Origin of the sequence: Paraburkholderia ginsengiterrae (assembly GCF_001645125.1) — a bacterium.
Lineage (GTDB): Bacteria > Pseudomonadota > Gammaproteobacteria > Burkholderiales > Burkholderiaceae > Paraburkholderia > Paraburkholderia ginsengiterrae.
In genome coordinates, this window is the sequence record NZ_LXKA01000022.1 from 38,790 (window position 1) to 58,966 (window position 20,177).

At 65.3% G+C, this 20,177-nt stretch carries 16 protein-coding genes; 5 read left to right on the forward strand and 11 right to left on the reverse strand.

From position 1 onward, the window contains the following. Nucleotide 1: 1 nt before the first annotated feature. On the reverse strand, nucleotides 2–3,223 hold the full coding sequence (locus A6V37_RS01250; protein ID WP_064268744.1) for an efflux RND transporter permease subunit: 3,222 nt from the start codon (nucleotides 3,221–3,223) through the stop codon (nucleotides 2–4). A gap of 15 nt (nucleotides 3,224–3,238) precedes the next feature. Continuing rightward, on the reverse strand, nucleotides 3,239–4,444 hold the full coding sequence (locus tag A6V37_RS01255; RefSeq protein WP_064268745.1) for an efflux RND transporter periplasmic adaptor subunit: 1,206 nt from the start codon (nucleotides 4,442–4,444) through the stop codon (nucleotides 3,239–3,241). 427 nt (nucleotides 4,445–4,871) lie between these two features. Between A6V37_RS01255 and A6V37_RS01260 the strand changes: the two genes are divergently transcribed. Continuing rightward, on the forward strand, nucleotides 4,872–5,543 hold the full coding sequence (locus A6V37_RS01260) for a TetR family transcriptional regulator (protein ID WP_064268746.1): 672 nt from the start codon (nucleotides 4,872–4,874) through the stop codon (nucleotides 5,541–5,543). A gap of 43 nt (nucleotides 5,544–5,586) precedes the next feature. Here the strand turns inward: A6V37_RS01260 and A6V37_RS01265 are convergent, their stop codons facing one another. Then, complete coding sequence (locus tag A6V37_RS01265) at nucleotides 5,587–6,219, reverse strand: cysteine hydrolase family protein (protein WP_064285698.1); 633 nt, start codon at nucleotides 6,217–6,219, stop codon at nucleotides 5,587–5,589. A gap of 177 nt (nucleotides 6,220–6,396) precedes the next feature. Between A6V37_RS01265 and A6V37_RS01270 the strand changes: the two genes are divergently transcribed. Then, nucleotides 6,397–7,392 (forward strand): helix-turn-helix domain-containing protein, encoded by a 996-nt coding sequence (locus A6V37_RS01270; protein WP_064268748.1) that lies wholly within the window; start codon nucleotides 6,397–6,399, stop codon nucleotides 7,390–7,392. A 141-nt stretch (nucleotides 7,393–7,533) separates the two neighbouring features. Here A6V37_RS01270 and A6V37_RS01275 read toward each other — a convergent pair whose 3' ends face one another. The 6 genes from A6V37_RS01275 to A6V37_RS01300 form a co-directional block, all read right to left on the reverse strand. Further along, the gene (locus A6V37_RS01275) at nucleotides 7,534–8,295 is read right to left on the reverse strand and encodes an SRPBCC family protein (RefSeq protein WP_064268749.1); all 762 of its coding nucleotides are present in this window, start codon (nucleotides 8,293–8,295) and stop codon (nucleotides 7,534–7,536) included. 33 nt (nucleotides 8,296–8,328) lie between these two features. Further along, entirely contained in the window at nucleotides 8,329–8,721 is a 393-nt protein-coding gene (locus A6V37_RS01280) for a DUF427 domain-containing protein (RefSeq protein WP_064268750.1), read from the reverse strand. 153 nt (nucleotides 8,722–8,874) lie between these two features. Beyond that, nucleotides 8,875–9,372, reverse strand: a complete 498-nt coding sequence (locus A6V37_RS01285; RefSeq protein ID WP_064268751.1) for a hypothetical protein — start codon at nucleotides 9,370–9,372, stop codon at nucleotides 8,875–8,877. A gap of 291 nt (nucleotides 9,373–9,663) precedes the next feature. Then, the gene (locus tag A6V37_RS01290; RefSeq protein ID WP_064268752.1) at nucleotides 9,664–11,178 is read right to left on the reverse strand and encodes a DegQ family serine endoprotease; all 1,515 of its coding nucleotides are present in this window, start codon (nucleotides 11,176–11,178) and stop codon (nucleotides 9,664–9,666) included. Between the two features lie 169 nt (nucleotides 11,179–11,347). Continuing rightward, nucleotides 11,348–12,649 carry an ATP-binding protein gene (locus A6V37_RS01295; RefSeq protein ID WP_064268753.1) on the reverse strand — a complete coding sequence of 434 codons (1,302 nt, stop codon included), beginning with the start codon at nucleotides 12,647–12,649 and terminating at the stop codon, nucleotides 11,348–11,350. 4 nt (nucleotides 12,650–12,653) lie between these two features. After that, nucleotides 12,654–13,316 (reverse strand): response regulator, encoded by a 663-nt coding sequence (locus A6V37_RS01300; protein ID WP_064268754.1) that lies wholly within the window; start codon nucleotides 13,314–13,316, stop codon nucleotides 12,654–12,656. A gap of 255 nt (nucleotides 13,317–13,571) precedes the next feature. Here A6V37_RS01300 and dacB point away from each other — a divergent pair, with 255 nt between their 5' ends. The 3 genes from dacB to A6V37_RS01315 all read left to right on the forward strand — a co-directional run bounded on the left by dacB (nucleotide 13,572) and on the right by A6V37_RS01315 (nucleotide 17,752). Next, nucleotides 13,572–15,242 (forward strand): D-alanyl-D-alanine carboxypeptidase/D-alanyl-D-alanine endopeptidase, encoded by a 1,671-nt coding sequence (gene dacB, locus A6V37_RS01305; RefSeq protein ID WP_064268921.1) that lies wholly within the window; start codon nucleotides 13,572–13,574, stop codon nucleotides 15,240–15,242. Nucleotides 15,243–15,429: 187 nt separating this feature from the next. Continuing rightward, nucleotides 15,430–16,410, forward strand: coding sequence for a sterol desaturase family protein (locus A6V37_RS01310; protein WP_064268755.1), 981 nt, complete (start codon nucleotides 15,430–15,432; stop codon nucleotides 16,408–16,410). A gap of 94 nt (nucleotides 16,411–16,504) precedes the next feature. After that, nucleotides 16,505–17,752: an SGNH/GDSL hydrolase family protein gene (locus tag A6V37_RS01315; protein WP_064268756.1), complete on the forward strand. Its 1,248-nt coding sequence runs from the start codon at nucleotides 16,505–16,507 to the stop codon at nucleotides 17,750–17,752. 102 nt (nucleotides 17,753–17,854) lie between these two features. Here A6V37_RS01315 and A6V37_RS01320 read toward each other — a convergent pair whose 3' ends face one another. Both A6V37_RS01320 and A6V37_RS01325 read right to left on the reverse strand, forming a co-directional pair. After that, nucleotides 17,855–18,904 (reverse strand): L-threonylcarbamoyladenylate synthase, encoded by a 1,050-nt coding sequence (locus tag A6V37_RS01320; RefSeq protein ID WP_064268757.1) that lies wholly within the window; start codon nucleotides 18,902–18,904, stop codon nucleotides 17,855–17,857. Nucleotides 18,905–18,914: 10 nt separating this feature from the next. Further along, nucleotides 18,915–20,111, reverse strand: a complete 1,197-nt coding sequence (locus A6V37_RS01325) for a 5-(carboxyamino)imidazole ribonucleotide synthase (protein ID WP_064268758.1) — start codon at nucleotides 20,109–20,111, stop codon at nucleotides 18,915–18,917. Nucleotides 20,112–20,177 lie beyond the last annotated feature (66 nt).

Sequence of the window (20,177 nt, forward strand, 5' to 3'; positions counted from 1 at the left end):
CTCAATGTCCGTCCTTGCCCGAGCCTTCATCCGTGGACGCGCCGGCCGAACCGCCGCCTTGGCCGTCATGCGGATGGTGCTCGTTGTAGTGTGCGAGCGCCACATCCGGGTCTTCCTTCTCACCGCCGAATTTCGCGCGGATCACGACGAAGAACATCGGGATCATGAAAATCGCGAGGAAGGTCGCCGTCAACATCCCGCCGATCACGCCCGTACCGATCGCGTGCTGGCTGGCCGAACCCGCGCCGTTACTGATCGCGAGCGGCATCACGCCGAGAATGAACGCGAGCGAGGTCATCAGGATCGGACGCAACCGCAGACGCGCTGCTTCCAGCGCGGCCTCGATCGGCCCCATCCCTTCGCTCTGCTGCAGCTCGCGGGCGAATTCCACGATCAGAATCGCGTTCTTCGCCGACAGACCCACCGTGGTCAACAGACCCACCTGGAAGAACACGTCGTTCTCGAGCCCGCGCAGCGTAGCGGCCAGCAGTGCGCCCAGCACCCCGAGCGGCACCACCATGATCACCGAGAACGGAATCGACCAGCTTTCATACAGCGCCGCGAGACACAGGAACACGACGAGGATCGAGATGCCGTACAGAATCGGCGCCTGCGAACCGGACTGGCGCTCCTGCAACGACAGGCCCGTCCATTCGTAACCGATACCCGGCGGCAATTTCGCCACGATAGATTCCATGGCCGACATCGCCTGACCGGTCGACTTGCCCGGCGCGGCCGCACCCTGGATTTCCACCGCCGAAATACCGTTGTAGCGCTCCAGCTTCGGCGAACCATAGCTCCAGCTGCCCGACGCGAACGCGTTGAGCGGCGTCATCCCACCCGAAGCGTTACGCACGTACCAGTTGCTGAGGTCATCCGGATTCATCCGGAACGGCGCATCGCCCTGCACGTACACTTTCTTGATCCGGCCATCGGTATCGAGGAAGTTGTTCACATAGACTGAAGCCCATGCGATCGAGAACGTCTGGTCGACTGCCGCCAGCGAGAGGCCGAGCGCCGCCGCTTTTTCGTGGTCGATCGAGACCTTGAACTGCGGCGTATCGTTCAGGCCGTTCGGACGCACCTGAGCCAGCGTCGGATCTTTCGATGCCATGCCGAGCAGCATGTTGCGCGCTTCCATCAGCTTCGCGTGGCCCAGACCGCTACGGTCCTGCAACTCGAAGTCGAAGCCCGACGCCGTACCCAGTTCCGGAATGGACGGCGGATTCACCGGATACACCAGTGCATCCTTGTACGTCGAGAAGTGCATGAACATCCGGCCAATCAGCGCCTGCACCTTCTGGTTCGCGTGCTGGCGTTCGGCGTAGCCCTTCAGTTTCACAAACACGAGGCCGGCATTCTGGCCGCGGCCGGCGAAGCTGAAGCCGTTCACCGTAAACGCCGATTCGACGATGTCCTTTTCCTGGTTCAGCACGTAGTCGGACACATCCGAGAGGGCATGCGCCGTGCGCTCCTGGGTCGAGCCGGCCGGCGTTTGCACCAGCACGAACATGATCCCCTGGTCTTCGTCAGGCAGGAACGACTTCGGCAGACGCACGAACAGCAGACCGACCGCGACGATCACCACCAGGTAGATGATGAGCCAGCGGCCCGAGCGCTTGATCACGTGGTGCACGCCGGAGTGATACTTGTCGCGGCTCGACTCGAAGGTCCGGTTGAACCAGCCGAAGAAACCCTTCTTTTCTTCGTGGTGGCCCTTCGGAATCGGCTTGAGAATCGTCGCGCACAGCGCCGGCGTCAGAATCAACGCGACCAGCACCGACAGCACCATGGCCGCCACGATGGTCAGCGAGAACTGCCGGTAAATCGCGCCCACCGAACCGCTCGAGAACGCCACCGGCACGAACACCGCCGACAGCACGAGCGCCACGCCGACCAGCGCGCCGGTGATCTGGTCCATCGCCTTGCGGGTGGCGTCGCGTGGAGACAAGCCCTCCTCGGCCATCACCCGCTCGACGTTTTCCACCACCACGATCGCATCGTCCACCAGCAGACCGATTGCGAGCACCAAGCCGAACATCGACAGCACGTTGATCGAGAAGCCCACCGCGCTCATGATCGCAAACGTACCCAGCAGCACCACCGGCACCGCGATCGTCGGAATCAACGTCGCGCGGAGGTTCTGCAGGAACAGGTACATCACGAGGAACACGAGCACGATACCTTCGAGCAGCGTCTTCACCACGTCTTCGATCGACAGGCGCACGAACGGCGTCGTGTCATACGGATACTTCACGACGAGGCCGTGCGGGAAGTACTTCGACAGTTCGTCGATCTTCGCCTTCACGTTCTTCGCCGTCTGCAGCGCGTTGGCGCCCGTCGCGAGCTGAATGCCCAGACCCGCGGTCGGCTTGCCGTTGTAGTGGGTGTCGAAGTTGTAGTTCTCGCCACCCAGCTCGACACGCCCCACGTCCTTGATACGCACCTGCGAGCCGTCCGTGTTCACCTTCAGCAGCACGTTGCCGAACTGCTCAGGAGTATTCAGCAGCGTGGCCTCGGTAATCGTGGCCTGCAGCATCTGGCCCGGCACCGACGGCGTACCGCCGATCGAACCGCCGGCCACCTGCACGTTCTGCGCCTGCAGCGCGGTCTGGACATCGACCGGCGTCAGATTGAACTTGTTCAGCTTCGTCGCATCGAGCCAGACCCGCATCGCGTACTGCGTGCCGAACAGCGTCACGGTACCCACGCCGTCGAGACGGCTGATCGGGTCCTTGACGTTCGACGCGACGTAGTTCGCCAGGTCGATCTTGTTCATGCTGCCGTCTTCGGAGTTGAACGCCAGAACGAGCAGGAAGCTGCTGCTCGACTTGGTGACGTTAATCCCCTGCTGCTGCACGATGGTCGGCAGAAGCGGCGTGGCCAGCTGCAGCTTGTTCTGCACCTGCACCTGGGCGATGTCCGGATTCGTGCCGGCCGCGAACGTCAGCGTGATGGTTGCCGTACCGGAGTCGTCCGAGGTGGACGACAGGTACAGCAAGTGGTCGAGACCACTCATCTGCTGCTCGATCACCTGCGTGACGGTGTCTTCCACCGTCTTCGCCGACGCACCCGGGTACACGGCGCTGATCTGCACCGCCGGAGGCGCGATGGTCGGGTATTGCGCGATCGGCAGCGTAAACACCGACGCGATACCCGCAAGCATCAGGATGATGGCGATCACCCATGCAAAAATCGGGCGATCAATAAAGAACTTTGCCATGAAGCAGGCTCCCTGTTATTGCGCGGCCGATGCAGCAGAGGCAGTCTGTGCCACCTGTGCACCGCTAGCCGCCGCGTCGGCGGCGGGCGCCGGCGCGGGGACCGTCTTGACCGTCATGCCCGGACGCACCTTGTCGGTACCGAGCACGATCACGCGATCGCCCGGGTTCAGGCCGCTCTCGACCACCCAGTTCGCACCGTAGGTCGCCCCGGTGACGAGCTGACGCACCGTGACCTTGTTGTGTTCGTCGACGACGAGCGCGGTCGGCTGACCCTTTGGATCGTGCGTAATGCCCGTTTGCGGCACGACGATCGCGCGGTCGTTCACGCCTTCGTCGATGCGCGCGCGCACGAACATGCCCGGCAGCAGCACGCGGTCCTTGTTCTGGAAGATCGCGCGAACCGTGACCGAGCCGGTGCCCTGGTCGACCGTCACGTCGGTGAACTGCAGCTTGCCCTGCTCCGAATAGGCACGGCCGTCTTCAAGGATCAGCGTGACCTTGGCGGCGTCCGGACCGTTCGTCTTCAGACGCCCTTCCTGCATCTGGCGGCGCAGCTTGAGCCCGTCGAGACTCGATTGCGTCAGGTCCACGTAGACCGGATCCAGTTGCTGAACCGTCGACATCAGCGTGGCCGCGCTCGCCTGCACGTACGCCCCCGGCGTAACCTGGGAAATGCCGACCTGGCCGGTCACCGGCGAGATCACGTCGGTATAGCCGAGATTGATCTGTGCGGTATCCACGGCGGCCTTGCCCGACGCGACGTCTGCCGCGGCCTGTCCTTCCGATGCGACGGCGTTGTCGTAGTCCTGCTTGCTGACCGCATTGGCCGCGACCAGCACCTTGTAGCGGTTCGCCTGCGCGGTGGTCGAGGCGAGGTTCGCCTGCGCCTTGGCAAGCGAAGCCTTGGCGCTGTTCAGCGCGGCGATATACGGCGCCGGATCGATCTTGTACAGGCGCTGGCCGGCCTTGACGAGGCTGCCTTCGACGAATTCGCGGCGCAGCACGATGCCGTCAACCCGCGCACGCACCTGCGCGACGAGGAACGCATTGGTACGGCCCGGCAATTCAGTGACGACCGGCACCGTGGTCGGCTGAACCGTGATGATGGCGACCTCGGGCGTTTGTTGCGGCGGGGCAGATTGTTTTGGTCCGCACGCTGCCAGCAATACGGCAGCCGTCGCGGCACTGATTAAGCGGAATGGAATCCGTTCGACGCGCATGGAGCGACCTCTGTCAAAGACTGAGAATGAAAAAGTGCGCGCATCCCTACCCCGGGGACGACAGCGCACACATGCGTCTTGCGACGCTTGACCTGATGCCCGTGGATGCAAACCGAACCTGCCAGGCAACCGGAGCGAAATGCGCCATACCGGAGGAGATGCCGCACGGCGCCGCCCGACGGGCACGACGCAAATAGCGATTTGAAAGGCAACAGTGACGGATATTAACCGGTCGTCACAGCTTGGGCTATCCGATCTGGGGTGCTATTATATATACATTCATGAATGCATGTAAAAGTACATTTATCGCTCTTGGGGGAAGGGGCCCGCAAGAACGCTTCGTCATTTGCCTGACGGCAGACAGAATGTCACTGGGCGCACTTAAAAATACCCGGGAAAACCCCACAATCAGGGCAGGTCATTCCACATGGTCAGAAGAACCAAAGAAGAGGCGCAGGAGACGCGCAACAGCATCCTCGACGCGGCCGAACGGGTCTTTTTCGAGAAGGGGGTTTCGCGCACGTCGCTCGCCGACATCGCGCAGGCCGCGGGTGTCACACGCGGTGCGATCTACTGGCACTTCGCGCACAAGAGCGATCTGTTTACGGAAATGTTCGACCGCGTGCTGCTGCCTATGGACGAGCTCATCGCCGCGACGCTGGACCCTAACGAGCCGGATCCGCTCGGGCGCGTGATGGAAATCTGCACGGTCTGCCTGCGCGACACCGCCACCGATCCGCGTCGCCGGCGCGTGTTCGACATTCTGTTTCTGAAATGCGAGCTGGTCGAGGAAATGGGTCCGGTCATGCTCCGTTACCAGACCAACATGCGCGAAGGACTCGCGAAGATCGAAGGCGGTTTGCGCAATGCCATGTCCAAGGGGCAGATGCCCGCCGATCTCGATTCGAAGCTGGCGGCGGCCATGATGCATGCCTTCGTCACCGGCTCGCTGCGCGACATGCTGTTCCTGCCCGACGCCACGGATTTCGGCGCGCACGCCGCGCAGATGGTCGAAGGCATGATCGACGCGCTGAGGCTGAGCCCGGCGCTGCGCAAGGGGCATGCGCAGCGCGCGTTCGGCGCTCAGCGGCCCGTCTAGCGAGCCGCGGCCCGCGCCGCGGCATCCGCCCCACCTATATATATCAGGCAGCGGCACGCGCAGCGCGCGCCTTCTGATTCGACGCATAGATATTGCCTCGTTCCAGCGGCGTGCCGCTCGCCACGGCCGCCAGCCACGCGTCGGTGCTCGCCACCGCCGCGAAGCGCGACTGCAGCACCACGCTGAATACCCGGTGGATGTCCTCCGCGCTGGCGAAGCCCGCGCTGTTCTCATACGGCACCGAGCCTGCCGCGTCATGCAGGAATTCCACCGTCAGCCCCGAGTGAACCGCGTGGTTGATCGTCGATGCGTCGCAGTTGTGCGTCATGTAGCCGGTGACCGTCAGCGTGTCGATCTGGCGCGCGGCCAGCCAGTCAGCCAGATCCGTGTCCGTGAAAGCGCTCGGCAGCGATTTCTCCACGTAATGATCGTGAGCACGGGAGCTCACTACTGGATGCAACTCCGCGCCCGCGCTGCCGCGCGCGAACAGCGGCGAGCCGGCCGGCGCGAAATTCTGCACGACCACCACCGGCACGCCGGTGGCCCGCGCCGCATCCATCGCGCGGCCGATGTTGGCGAGCGAGCTCTGCACCTCCGGATATTCGATCGGCAAATCGCCGCTCACGTATTCGTTTTGCACATCGATAACAATCAGCGCACGGCGCGGTGTGGTCATGGCAAGACTCCTGGTTCGGATCAAGGGATAGCGTCGCTCTGCACGCCCCGCTGCGGATTTGCCCCGCACGGGCAGCGGCGATGACTGCATTGTTCCCTCCCCGCCATTTCCACGACAGCGACCCGAATGACAAGATTCGCTAGAATCGGGCCATCATCGGCTTTCACGAGGTGACTGATGGCAACACCCGCCGCCTCCGGCGCCGCGCACGACGCTGCACCCCGCCATGTCGTCGCAGTGGTCGCGTTCGACCGTATCAGTCCGTTTCATCTTTCCGTGCCATGTGTGGTGTTCGGCGAGGACCGCAGCGGCGGCGGCGTGCCGGAATTCGACTTCCGCGTCTGCGCCGCCGAAACGGGCGTGCTAACCACCACCGCGGGTTTTTCCATCGCCGTCACGCATGGACTCGAAGCGCTAGCCGACGCCGGTACGATCATCGTGCCGAGTTGGCGCGATCCCGCTGAAACACCGCCCGCCGCGCTGCTCGACGCCCTGCGCGCCGCCCATGCGCGCGGCGCGCAACTGGTCGGGCTGTGCCTTGGCGCGTTTGTGCTGGCCGCGGCCGGCATTCTCGACGGCCGTCCGGCGTCGACCCATTGGGCGTGGGCCGACGACTTCGCGCGCCGCTATCCGCGCGTCCGGCTCGACCCCGACGTCCTTTATGTCGACGACGGCAACGTGCTGACCTCGGCCGGCACCGCCGCCGGACTCGATTGCTGTCTGCATGTGATGCGCAAGATTTGCGGCGCGCAGGTGGCCAACCATGTGGCGCGCAGACTGGTGGTATCGCCGCACCGGCAAGGCGGCCAGGCGCAGTTTGTTCAGCAGCCCATGCCGCCGAATGTGCGGGGCGACCGGCTGTCGGGCCTGCTCGATTGGGTGAGCGGCAATCTGGACGTACCGCATACGCTCGACACGCTCGCCGACCGCGCGTTGATGAGCCGCCGCACGTTCACGCGACGTTTCCGGCTCGCCACCGGCGCGACCGTCGGCGCATGGCTGCTGGCGCAGCGGCTCGCTCGCGCGCAGCATTTGCTGGAAAGCACCGACGAACCGGTGGAAGCGATCGCGGGACTGGCGGGGTTCGGCTCGACCGCTTCGCTGCGGCAACATTTCGCGCAAGCGTTCCGCACGTCGCCATCCGCGTGGCGGCGTGAGTTTCGTGGCGTGTGAGAGTGGTCGGCGAGGCGGAACGGCGTGCGAGCCGCACCGCTTGACCAACCTTATCGACGGCCTTTCGTAGCAGGTCACCAGGATTTCGTAGTCGCGCCGACGCTACAACCGTCAGGCCCATGCCGGAACGAAACAGAATAATCAGTGCTCGCTGATCCAGCGCGCGACATACAGCAGCAGCGCTACCAGAAAGATCATCGCCGCCCACGCCCAATTCGGCACGGCGTGCGGACTCGGTTCGTGACGTGACACGCCATGCGAGACACCTTGCGCGGCACCATGCGACGCGCTCGCCGCACGACCGGTCAGCGCGCTGCCGTGATCCGTGCGCACCCGGCGCGCCATGCCACCAAGCGTGATAGGCCGCAGAAACACATGCTGGCGGCGCACCGCCGAACTGCGCGCGCGATTCGGGCCCTGGCCATGCTTGGCGCGCACCACTGCGTCGAATTCGGTGAAAAAGTCGTCGGCCAGATGACGCAGCGCGTTTTCGAGCTGACGCGTCGGCAATTCGGCGAGCGGCCCGGAAGAAGTCGCCCAGATCGTGTAATCAATCCGTGTGCCGCGCTCCTTGCCCGCGGCAAGCGCGCTCTCGTCCGCGCGCAGGCGCACTTCGATCTGCCCGCGCAATGCGCCGATCCCCTCGGCGCGGGCCTTGAAGTTGATGGTGCGGCGCTGTGCGTCGGCGGGCCCGGAATCCTGGCCCGCCACATGGGCGCGCGCCGCGTAATGCGCGCGCAACGGGCCGAGCGGCACCGTCATGGTCAGCGCATATTCGCCGTGAGCGAGGCGCGTGAACGACTCGCAGTTGTCGAGGCTGGCGCGCAACAGCGCAAGATCTTGCAACGCCTCCCAGACGTCGGACGGCGCAAGCGGAATCCGTAACGCGTGGTTCAGTTCCATGGCAGCCTCCCCGATAAACGCGTGACAGCGGGATCAGGACGTCTGATCGATGCGGTCGACGCGCGATGCGTAAAACGCGAGATACCCTTTGATCTTGTTGAGCGGCTCGAGCGGCGTTTCGTAGCTCCACACGGCGTTTTCGATCAGCCCGTCTTCGGTGCGCAAATGAAAGTACGACGCCTCGCCTTTGAACGGGCAGTGCGAAGTGTGCGGGGAGCGTTCGAGCCGGGCCATGTTCACGTCCGCGCGCGGAAAATAGAACACGTCAGGCATGCCGGTTTCGGTGAGCGTGAGCGCTGCCTGAGTATCGGCCATGGTCACGCCCCCGTGTATCACGCGCACCCGGTGACGGTTGCCCGAGACCGCGACAGTGTGCCCGCCCGTGCCTGCGCCAGGGCTTATGTGAGGGGTGGAGGCATCGCTCATGTCACGGCTCCGTGATGGTGTGCGGTCGTGCAAACAGTCAAGCCACGGGGCGCGCCCGTGGCTTCATTATCAGCCAAAGTCTGATGGATTGCGCGGCCTTCCTGCACGGCGTGCGGTCTCACCCACGGGACCGCACGCGCAACGGCGCGGCGCTTACTGCGTGTTCCAGTAAAAAGCGGCCTTGGTTGAGCCCTTGGCCGGGATCGTCACCGATCTGGATTGGTCGCGATCCTTGTACTGCGCATGCACCGTGTAACGGCCCGGCCGCAGCTTGACCAGCATGTACGGCCCGCGCGACGTGGCGCTCAGCACGTCGCTGTCGTGCGCGTCGACCACGCGCACGTGAATGTCGGCGAGAAAGTCCGAACCGGGGCCCGTGAAGCGCAGCGACAACGGCCACTGGCTTTCGGCCTGCCGCAGCGCCGTCGATTCGTCGAGACCGACGCCGCCCGACACGAACGAGACGTCACCCTGTTGCTGGATTTGCGGCAGGCCGCCACCGTTCGCATTGCCCGCGCTGGTCTGGTCGGTGGTGTTGCCGCCGGTGACGCCGCTCGCCTCCTGTGCGTACGCGCCGCCCGCGAGACCAAGCGTCAGCGCCGCGCAGACTGCGACGGCTGCGATCCTTCGTTGATTGCGTTGGGTTTTCATCGGTTCGCTCCTTACTGAGTTGCCTCGCCCTGCCGGCCGGGGGCTTTCGATGGGACCATCAAAGGACACGCAACCTGCGTGCCAGATGGCGGATAACGTCGTCTGAAGAATCGCTGCTGCGCCACACCATGCGGCGCACGGCCCCCTATTTCCAAACCTGCGCACAGACAAAAAAAATGCCGGTCCGTTGGCAGTAAGTGCAACGGACCGGCAAGCTTGACTGCCATAGTTGAGCGGATCAGGTGGACGGATCAGCCGGACGCCCGCTCGGAGCGCCGGCCCGGCGGCCTGTCAGCCGAGATCGACCGGCACGAAGATCTGCGCGTTGTCGCGCTGGATCAGCAGCGCAATGCTGTTGCCGGCGCTGGCGATCATCTGCTTGAGCTGATCCACGCTCGTGACCGGCCGGCCGTTGACCGCCAGAATCACGTCGCCCGGCTGGATGCCGGCGCTTTCCGCCGCGCCGCCCGATTGCTGCACCAGCAGACCGTGCGACACCGAGGCGCCGCTCTTCTCTTCAGGCGTCAGCGGGCGCACCGCCACGCCGAGACGGCCTTGCAGCTGGGCCGGCTGATCGGCCTTGTCCGCGGCGACTTTGGCATCCGACAGCGAGCCGATGGTCACCTTCAGGTCCTTGGTCGCCTTGTCGCGCCACACCTGCACGGTGGCCGAGCTGCCCGGCGCGAGACCCGCGATCTGCGAGGGCAGATCCGACGAGTCGCTGACCGCTTCGCCGTTCACCGACAGGATCACGTCGCCCGGCTGCAAACCGCCCTTGGCGGCCGGGCCGCCCGGATCGACCGAGCTGACCAGCGCGCCTTGCGGCGTCTTCATGCCGAACGAGTCGGCGAGCGTCTGGTTCATGCCCTGCACCGCGACGCCGAGACGGCCGCGGCTCACGTGGCCGGTCTTGACGATATCGTCCTTGACCTTGATCGCTTCATTGATCGGGATCGCGAACGAAAGACCCTGGAAGCCACCCGTCTGCGAGTAGATCATCGAGTTGATGCCGATCACTTCGCCTTGCAGATTGAAGAGCGGCCCGCCCGAGTTGCCCGGATTCACCGGCACGTCGGTCTGAATGAACGGTGTGTAGTTTTCGTTCGGCAGCGAGCGCGACTTCGCGCTGATGATGCCCGAGGTCACCGTGTTGTCGAAACCGTAGGGCGAGCCGATCGCGACCACCCACTGACCGACCTTGCTTTGACGCGGATCGCCGATCTTCACGGTCGGCAGGTTGCCGGCGTCGATCTTCAGCACGGCGACGTCGGACTGCTTGTCGGCGCCGACCACCTTTGCCTTGAATTCACGCTTGTCGGTGAGCTTCACCGTCACGACGTTCGCCCCGTCCACCACGTGCGCATTGGTGAGGATGTAGCCGTCACTGCTGACGATGAATCCCGAGCCCAGGCTCGCGCTCGGCTGATCGGGCGAGTCGCCGCCGTCGCCGCCCTGCATGCCGGGCATGCCGCCGAAGAAGTGCTTGTAGAACTGGTAGAACGGATCGCTCGGGTCGATCGGCAACTGGCTGCCGCCGCCGTTGCCGGGGTTACCTCGGAGCGCCGTCTGCTTGACGACGTGCTTCGCGCTGATGTTGACGACGGCCGGGCCGTAGGTTTCGACGAGGCCGGAGAAATCGGGAATGCCGGTTTTGGCGGCGGCTTCCGCGGGCATTAACGCGGCGGCTTGCGCCTGCGTGATCACCTGCGGCGTGGGCACGTCGCGATGCCCCGCCACGTAGCCGGCGGAGAGCGCCACGGCGACCGCTATTGCAACAGCGCTGCGGGACAAGGTTTTCGCGTTCATCGTGTACTCCTGACTGGGAGAAAGAGACTTTGGATGTCTCGAAGCGTACGTGGCATCGCTTAAAAGAGTCTTAAGCAGCGACAGATCGCTTTTCCCCAATTTTCGAGCCCTGCTTGGGCCCGTTAAGCCTCGTTTAAGCCACTTTGCGAACAGAAAACCTTACCTTCCTTCAGAAGCGCACGTTGACCTGCAAGCCGCCCGCCGGCGACTCGTCGAGCGACACGCTAGCATGATGTTGCATGGCAATGCGGCGTACGATCGCGAGGCCGAGGCCGCTGCCCGCCACGTCGGTGCGCGCGCGATTCGCACCGGCGCCCACGCGATAGAAACGATCGAACACGCGATCGCGCTCGGCCGGGTCGATCCCCGGGCCGCTGTCGGCGATGCGCACCACCGGGCGCCCTTCCTCGACATGCAGGGCGACATCCACGCGTCCGCCGCGCGGCGTGTATTTGGTTGCGTTGTCCACGAGGTTGTTGAACAGCACGCGCAGCGCTTCCGCGTCGCCGGTGACGCTAGCGGCTTCCGTCGCCTCGATGCCGAGATCGACGCCGCGATTCACCGCAAGCGGCGTATAAGCGACCACGCAATCCTGCAGCAGCGCGCGCAGATCGATCATGTCGGTGGCGGCGAGACCGTCCGGTTCGGAGCGCGCGAGCGCGAGCAGCTGTTCGGCGAGGCGCGTGGCGCGCGTCACCCCCGCTTGCAGATCGGCGAGCGCTTCGCCGCGGCCGGCTTCGTCTTTCGCGCGCGCCACCAGTTGCGCCTGAATCTGCACGGCGGCGAGCGGCGTGCGCAACTCGTGCGCGGCGTCGGCGACAAAGGCTTTCTGAATATCGAGCGCGGTGGCGAGCCGTTCGAGCAGACCGTTCAGCGCGCGCACGAGCGGCTGCACTTCGAGCGGCAGGCGCTGGTCCGGCAGCGGATCGAGCGCCTCGGGATGACGCGTGTCGAGCGCACTGGTCACGCGCCGCAACGGCCTCAGCCCGCGTCCGACGATCACCCACACCGCCAGCCCCATCAGCGGCAGCAGCACGATCAGCGGCCACAGCGTGCGCAGCGCGACATTCGCCGCGAGGCGGTTGCGCACGGACACCGGCTGCGCGAGCTGCACCACGTTATCGCCGACGATCGCGCCATACACACGCCAGTCGCCGCGCTCGGTGTGCTCCGTGGAAAAGCCGATTTCGGCACGCGGCGCGAGCGGCGCACGCGGACGCGAGTAGTACATCAGCACGCCGTTGCGATTCCAGATCTGCAGCACGATGCCCTCGTCGCCGGTATCGCGCGAACCGAGCACCTGCGAGAACGGTTCCGACGGCAGCGCCGCGGCGATCTGTTCCAACTGGTAATCGAAGAGTTCGTTGGCTTCGGCAAGCGCTTGCCGGTAGATCAGCCAACCCGCGATACCGACGCCGAGCAGCACCAGCGCCAGCAGCCAGACCAGCAATTGACGGCGAATCGAACGCATTGGCTCAGGCGTCCTTCGCGATCATGTAGCCGAGGCCGCGCACGTTGCGGATCAGATCGGCGCCGAGCTTCTTGCGCAGCGCGTGAATGTAGACCTCGACGGTATTGCTGCCGATCTCCTCGCCCCAGCCGTACATTTTTTCTTCGAGCTGGCTCTTCGAGAGCACCGCGCCCGGCCGCGCGAGCAGCGCCTCGAGCAGCGCGAATTCGCGCGCCGACAAGGCGACCGGCGAGCCGTCGAGCGTGACCTGGTGCGACGCGGGGTCGAGCGTCAGGTTGCCGAGGCGGATGGTCGAGTCGCTGCGTCCGGATTGACGCCGGATCAGCGCGCGCATGCGGGCGCCGAGTTCGTCGAGATCGAAAGGCTTGACAAGGTAATCGTCAGCGCCGGCGTCGAGGCCCTTGACGCGATCGGCCACCGCATCGCGCGCGGTGAGGATCAGCACCGGCATCGCGAGACTGCGCGCGCGCAGCGTGCGCAGCACGTCGAGACCGTCGCGCTTGGGCAGGCCGAGGTCGAGCAGCACGAGATCGTAAGGCTGGCTGGACGCCGCGCTGAGCGCCGCTTCGCCGTCTTCCACCCAGTCGACCGCGAAGCCTTCGCCGCGCAGCGCCTTGCGCACGCCTTCCGCGATCATCCGGTCGTCTTCGACTAGCAAGATGCGCATGGTTCTTCATTCCAAAACGTTCGATGATGCCGCATTCTAGCGCCCGCCCCCGTCGTGCGCGCCGCGTGGCGCTTTTTCCACCGCAGCCTCGCGGCATGTCTCTACAATGAGCGCTTTGCGTCGCGCGGCCGGCGCCGGGCCGGATCGGTCCGCCCGCAGCGCGCTGTGCCGGTGTCGCCTGAATTGCCGCGTCCGTTCGCGGGATTTCGCGCGAAGCGTGCCCCACGCCCTGATATTTTGCTTTTTCGCCCGTTCATGACGCACGCTTTTCTGTCTTCTCTCGCACGCAGGCTGTCCCAGCTCCCGTCGCGCTCACGCTCATCTCCCGCCTCCCCGCATTGCGCCACTTCCCTGCCTCGCCGGTTCGCTCCGCGTGCGGCCGCCTGGCTGCTCGCCTGTGCCGCACTCGGCTGCGGCGCATCGCTGCCGCTCGCCGCGCAGGCTCGCCTCAAGGCCAAGCATCCGGCGGTCAACGTCACCACTGTATTGCCGCAACCGGTGATGGTGGGCTTGCAGCGCGCGCACGTGCCCCTGTCGTCGATCAGCGTGGTAGTGGAGAAAGTCGGCGACCGCACGCCGATCGTCGCGCTGAACGCCGTCAAGCCGATGATGCCCGCCTCGACGATGAAGCTCGTCACCACCTACTCGGGCCTGTCGATTCTCGGGCCCGACTACCGCTGGCGCACGAGCGCCTACGCGGACGGCACCATCGACGCCAACGGCGTGCTGCACGGCAATCTCTACATTCAGGGCACGGGCGATCCGAAGCTCGTGCCTGAAGAGCTGATCGACCTGGTGCAGAAAATCCACAAGGCGGGCATCACCGGCATCGACGGCGCGCTGGTGCTCGACAAGCGCTATTTCGACCCTTCCACGCGCGACCTGCCGCCGTTCGACGACGACAGCACCGCGCCGTACAACGTCGGCCCCGATCCGCTGCTGTACGCGTTCAAATCGCTGTCGTTCACGCTGACGCCGTCGCCCGACGGCAGCGTGGCGATCGACGTGCTGCCGGCGCTCAGCCAGTTGCAGATCGACAATCAGATGCACGCCGTGAACGGCCCGTGCCGCGGGGACGCGGCCACCGTGTCGCCCACCGTCACGCCACAGCCGAACGGCAAGGTCGTGGCCTCGTTCAGCGGCGAGTATTCGGAGCGCTGCGGCCCGCGCACGATCAACGTGGCGGTGCTCGATCACAGCGCGTTTTTTGCGGGCGGCTTTCTCGCGCTGTGGCAGCAAACCGGCGGCACGTTCAATGGCACGACGCGCGACGGCGCCGTGCCCGCCGGCGCCAGGCTGGTTGCGACACACCAGGGACCGGTGCTGTCGGACATCGTTCGCGACATCAACAAGTTCAGCAACAACACGATGGCGCGCAATCTGTTCCTGACCATCGGCGCCACCGAGGACCAGCCGCCGGCCACGCCCGCGAAATCCGCGCGCGCGATCAAGGCATTTCTGCGCCGCGACAGCATCGACATGGAATCCCTGACGCTCGACAACGGTTCGGGCCTGTCGCGCGACGAGCATGTAACCGCGCTCGCGCTCGCCGATCTGCTGCAGCGAGCCAATGCGAGCCCGCTCGCGCAGGTGTTCGTGGAGTCGTTGCCGATCGCGGGTGTCGACGGCACGATGCGCAACCGCCTGACCAACGACGGCGCGGGCGGCAACGCGCACATCAAGACCGGCACCTTGCGCGACGTGCGCGCGATCGCCGGCTATGTGGCCTCGGCGGACGGCAACAGCTACATCGTCGTGAGCCTCATCAACGACCCGCATTCGGAAGCCGCGCGCGCCGCGCACGACGCGCTGCTCGAATGGGTGTATCAGGGGCCGTCTCAGGGCTTCACCAAGGTTGCCGATTCCGTCGCCGAACCGCGCGCCAGCAAGCCCAGGAAAAACCCGCACAAGCGCGGCGCCCACTGAGGGTTCCTTCTAGCGAAGCCGCGCACCGCAACGTTCCTAAGCGTGTACGCTGTCGGGCAGTGTTTGAGGCGCGCGTAAAACGCCATAGGGAACGCACGAGCCGTGCACCCGTTGCAGTCCGCCCGAACGATAACGACAACACCCGCCGCGCAGCGCGCGGCGGTCAGGGACCACGGAGGAAGACACCATGCAATTCGATGCCGAATTGCTGCTGCTCGCCATGGCGCCAGTCTTTCTCGCATGCATCGGCTGGGAGGCGTGGCATCTGAGGCGCACGCGGCCGGGCGCGCAAATCTATAGCTGGCGCGACACGCTCTGCAATGCGGGGCTCGCGTTGATGCAGCAGGCCGCGGACAAAGTCGCGTGGCTCGCCATCATCCCGGTCTACGCGTTCTTCTACGATCACTATCGCGTCACCACGTGGCAGGCGAACTGGGTATCGTTCGTCGTGCTGTTCGTCGCTCAGGATCTGCTCTATTACGTGTTTCACCGTTGCAGCCACCGCGTGCGCTGGCTGTGGGCCGCGCATGTCGTGCATCACTCGTCGGAGCGCATGAATTTTTCGACCGCGTTCCGCCAGAGCCTGATGTATCCGATCGCGGGCATGTGGCTGTTCTGGATTCCGCTGGCCGTGCTCGGCTTTCCGCCAAAGCAGATCGTCGCGATCGTGCTGATCAATCTCGGCTTTCAGTTTTTCGTGCATACGCAGGCCATCGGCAAGCTCGGCTGGCTCGAATATGTGGTCAACACGCCGTCGATTCATCGCGTGCACCATGCGCGCAACGACCGCTATATCGATCGCAACTATGCGGGCGTGCTGGTGATCTGGGATCGCCTGTTCGGCAGCTACGTCGAAGAAGATCTGCGCGACGCACCGGTGTACGGCATCGTCGAACCGCTTCACACTTACAACCCACTGAAGGCGACGTTTCACGAATGGGCGTCGATGGCCCGCGACTTCGCGAGCGTGCGCGGCTGGCGCAACAAGTGGCGCGCGCTGTTTGCGCCGCCCGCATGGGCCGCGGACTATCACGCGCGACTGGCGGCCGGCTCGCTCGGTTCAGCCGGTGCTGATGGAGCGGATGGAGCGGCAAACAGGCATTCGGGCGGTGACGTTCGCGTGAATGAAGACCATACGGCGGCGATGCAAACAACGCGCAGACCGTAGAAGATTCTGTAAGCTGGCGTCACGCCGCCGACGCGGCGGGCGCTGCCTGCAACACATGGCGCAAAGGCCACACATACGAGGAGATGTAGTCAACATGAAGCAAACAGCATCGAGGAAACAGCATTGGCTGCGCGTCACGCAGATCGCCATGGCCAGCACGGCGTTTGCCCTGCTCGCGGCTTGCGGCGGTGGTAGCGACAATAACAACAACTCCAGCAGCACGCCGGCAGGCGGCGTCAAGCTGCAGATCGTCTCGTTCGGCGACAGCCTGTCGGATGCCGGCACGTATTCGCCGGTGATCCAGGGCAACTTCGGCGGTGGCCGCTTCACGACCAACCCGGGTGAAGTGTGGACGCAGAAGGTCGCGGAGTACTACGGCGACACGTTAAAACCGGCGTTCCTCGGGGGCTTCGGCCAGCCGCTGGTGGCAACGGGCGGCTTCGGCTACGCGCAGGGCGGCTCTGACGTCGTCAATGCTCAAGGTATAGGCTGGGCGCCCAACAGCATGGCCGCTACGACCGTCCCGGTCGTGGCGCAGGTGGCCAGCTACCTGAGCACGAATACGAGCTTCAACGGCAACCAGCTCGTGCTGATGAACGGCGGTGCAAACGACATCTTCCAGTTCTCGACCACTGCCAATCTACAAGCGCTCGGCACCGCGCTGCAGACGCAATACCCGCTGCTCGTGCAGGCCGGCAAACTGCCGAACTCGCAGGCAGGCCAGGTCGCGTTCATCGTCGGCTATCTGCAGCAGTTGGCCAACCCGCAGATCGCGACGGCCGCCAGCCAGCTCGCCGCGCAAGTCCAGAAAATCGTCGCCGCGGGCGCGACTCACGTGGTGGTGTCGACGGTGCCAGACATCGGCAATACACCGCTCGGTGTCACCGCTAACGCGAGCTCGCCTGGCGCAGCCGCACTGCTGTCCGGGATCACCGCGGCGTATAACTACCTGTTGGTACAGAACCTGACGGCCCTCGGCCTGCTGGGTACGGGTAAAGTCATCGTGATCGATGCGTTCACGTGGTTCGATCAAACGTTGGCGAACTATCAGGCGCTGGGCTTCACGGTGGCCAACACCGACACGGCGTGTAACGTGAAGGCAATGCAGGCCAACGCAACCGCGTACGCCACCGCCAATCCGAGCGCAACGAACGGGTTGACCCCGGCCCAGTACGGCCAGCAGTTCGGCTCGTCGCTGTTCTGCTCGCCGCAGACTTACACGGTGGCTGGCGCTGACCAGACCTACATCTTCGCGGACACGGTCCACGCGAGCACGCACACCAATGCGTTGTTCGCGCAATTCGTGCAACAGCAGATCGCGGCGACGGGGTTGGGCAAGTAATCAGGCAACGCAGCAAGCGAGACGGCGGATCAGGCGATCCGCCGTTTTTCTTTGCGATGATGGAAGACGCGGCTGGATTCAGCCGGGCTCTGCACGCAAGCGCTATCCCTGCGCTTCAAACGCCGCAGCCGCGCGCCCTAGCCGGTCATTGACCGCGATCCACTCGATCGTATCCGGCAGCTTCTCGATCAGAATCCGCGTGACGTTCGCGCGGTCGAGCGCCCTCAGCAGGCCATACAGTTCACGCGCATAGACATGCGGATCTTCCGGCGCGGCGACGAAATGCACGCCGTCGGCATCGACCCAATGTCCGGCGCGCGACGAACGCGCCACCAAGGCCACGCGCTCGCCGGCTTCCCGCGCGGCAAGCAAAGGCTCCAGCTCGCCGAAAGGCAATAACGCCAGCGGCGTGCGCGGCGCGTAATGCGCCTTCAGCGTGCCGGAAGCCCGCGGCGCGGTCGCGTCCGAACCGTCGGGCAAGCGCGGCGCCTCGCCGAGCACGTCGGCGATATCCTGCGGGGTCACACGGCCCGGTCTCAACAGCGCCGGAAAGCCGCGCGACAGATCCAGAATGGTCGACTCGATGCCAACGTCCGACGCGCCGCCGTCCAGCACGTGAATCGTGTCACCGAATTCCTCGCGCACATGTTGCGCGGTGGTCGGGCTGACATGCCCAAAGCGGTTCGCCGATGGCGCCGCCACCCCGCCGTGCCCGCCACGCAACGCACTGAACGCATCGAGCAAGGCTTGCGCGACAGGATGCGATGGGCAGCGCAGCCCCACCGAATCCTGCCCGCCGCTCACCGCGGCCGGAATGCGCGCGGCGCGCTTCAGGATCAACGTAAGCGGCCCAGGCCAGAACGCGTCGATCAGGCGCTGTGCCTCCGCGGGCAAATGCTCGACCCAGTAACCCGGATCGCCCTGCGGCGCGAGATGCACGATCACCGGATGATTCGCCGGCCTGCCCTTCGCCGCGTAAATACGCGCGACCGCGTCGGGATTCTCGGCGTCGCCGCCGAGGCCGTACACCGTCTCCGTGGGAAACGCGACCAGACCGCCCGCGTCGAGCAGCGCCGCCGCATGGTCGATCTGCGTAGCGCTCACAGGCAGTGCGCTCGCGGCACCCTCGGCGGGATTCTGTCGATCTGGCATGGCGCGCGCGTCAGCTCGTGAGGATGTGCAGCAGCCGCGCGCAATCGCGTCCGGCCGTGCGGGCTTCTTCGAGCGACGCCGCCGTGAAATTCACGTGGCCCATCTTGCGGCCGCAGCGTGCTTCTTCCTTGCCGTACAGATGCAGACGCGCCGCCGGCATCGCCGCGACTTCGTGCCACGGCGGCGTGACCGCCGCGCCCTTCGGGCCGTCCGGGAACCACACGTCGCCGAGAATGTTCAGCATCACTGCCGGCGAATGCTGGCGCGTGTCGCCCAGCGGCATGCAGGTCATGGCGCGCACCTGCTGCTCGAACTGGCTGGTCGCGCAGGCGTCGACGGTGTAGTGGCCGGAATTGTGCGGGCGCGGCGCCATTTCATTGGCCACCAGCGAGCTGTCTTCGAGAATGAAGAACTCGACGCACAGCACACCGACATATCCGAGCTTGTCGGCGATTTGCAGGGCGGCCTGTTGCGCCTGCTGCACGAGCGCGGGGCTCGCGTCCGGCGCGGGAACGATGGTGTGCGACAGCACGCCGTCGCGATGGGTATTCTGCGCGAGCGGATACACCACCGACGCGCCGTTCGCCGAGCGCGCGATCAGCGCCGACACTTCAAATTTCAGCGGCAAACGCTTTTCCAGCACGCACGGCACGCCGCCGAGCGACGCATGCGCCTCGCGCACTTCTTCGGCGTTGCGCACGCGAATCTGGCCCTTGCCGTCGTAGCCCATGCGCGCGGTCTTGAGAATGCCGGGCAGCACGGCTTCGAGCTTGGCGTCCTCCAACGCGGCCAGCGCATCCGACGACTCGATCACCACGTGCGGCGCCACGGTCACGCCCGACGACGCGATGAAGCGCTTCTCGGCAATGCGGTCCTGAGCCACGGCGACGCAGCGGCCGGCCGGACTCACGAAGGTGGTGCGGGCGAGAAAATCGAGGCTCGCGGCCGGCACGTTCTCGAATTCGGTCGACACCGCCGCGCACAGCCGCGCGAGTTCGGTCAGCGACGCTTCGTCGTCGTAAGGCGCGCGCAGATGGCGGTCAGCCACGGCGCCGGCCGGACTGTTTTCGTCCGGATCGAGCACGGCGACGCGATAGCCCATGGCCTGAGCGGCAAAGCAGAACATACGGCCGAGCTGGCCGCCACCGACCATGCCAAGCCATGCGCCGGGCAGAATCGGTGAAACCGGTGTGTTGTCTGGGTTCATCTTAGTGGTCGGTCGCGGCCGGGTGTGCATGCGCTACCGCAGCAAGCACCCGGCCGGGGGTCGGAC

Coding starts and splice junctions, on each gene's coding strand:
- A6V37_RS01270 (WP_064268748.1), top strand. CDS start 6,397: ATGGCAACACCCGCCGCCTCCGGCGCCGCGCACGACGCTGCACCCCGC.
- A6V37_RS01275 (WP_064268749.1), bottom strand. CDS start 8,295: ATGGAACTGAACCACGCGTTACGGATTCCGCTTGCGCCGTCCGACGTC.
- A6V37_RS01290 (WP_064268752.1), bottom strand. CDS start 11,178: ATGAACGCGAAAACCTTGTCCCGCAGCGCTGTTGCAATAGCGGTCGCC.
- A6V37_RS01320 (WP_064268757.1), bottom strand. CDS start 18,904: ATGCCAGATCGACAGAATCCCGCCGAGGGTGCCGCGAGCGCACTGCCT.
- A6V37_RS01285 (WP_064268751.1), bottom strand. CDS start 9,372: ATGAAAACCCAACGCAATCAACGAAGGATCGCAGCCGTCGCAGTCTGC.
- A6V37_RS01315 (WP_064268756.1), top strand. CDS start 16,505: ATGAAGCAAACAGCATCGAGGAAACAGCATTGGCTGCGCGTCACGCAG.
- A6V37_RS01265 (WP_064285698.1), bottom strand. CDS start 6,219: ATGACCACACCGCGCCGTGCGCTGATTGTTATCGATGTGCAAAACGAA.
- A6V37_RS01260 (WP_064268746.1), top strand. CDS start 4,872: ATGGTCAGAAGAACCAAAGAAGAGGCGCAGGAGACGCGCAACAGCATC.
- A6V37_RS01250 (WP_064268744.1), bottom strand. CDS start 3,223: ATGGCAAAGTTCTTTATTGATCGCCCGATTTTTGCATGGGTGATCGCC.
- A6V37_RS01255 (WP_064268745.1), bottom strand. CDS start 4,444: ATGCGCGTCGAACGGATTCCATTCCGCTTAATCAGTGCCGCGACGGCT.
- A6V37_RS01300 (WP_064268754.1), bottom strand. CDS start 13,316: ATGCGCATCTTGCTAGTCGAAGACGACCGGATGATCGCGGAAGGCGTG.
- A6V37_RS01295 (WP_064268753.1), bottom strand. CDS start 12,649: ATGCGTTCGATTCGCCGTCAATTGCTGGTCTGGCTGCTGGCGCTGGTG.
- dacB (WP_064268921.1), top strand. CDS start 13,572: ATGACGCACGCTTTTCTGTCTTCTCTCGCACGCAGGCTGTCCCAGCTC.
- A6V37_RS01280 (WP_064268750.1), bottom strand. CDS start 8,721: ATGAGCGATGCCTCCACCCCTCACATAAGCCCTGGCGCAGGCACGGGC.
- A6V37_RS01310 (WP_064268755.1), top strand. CDS start 15,430: ATGCAATTCGATGCCGAATTGCTGCTGCTCGCCATGGCGCCAGTCTTT.
- A6V37_RS01325 (WP_064268758.1), bottom strand. CDS start 20,111: ATGAACCCAGACAACACACCGGTTTCACCGATTCTGCCCGGCGCATGG.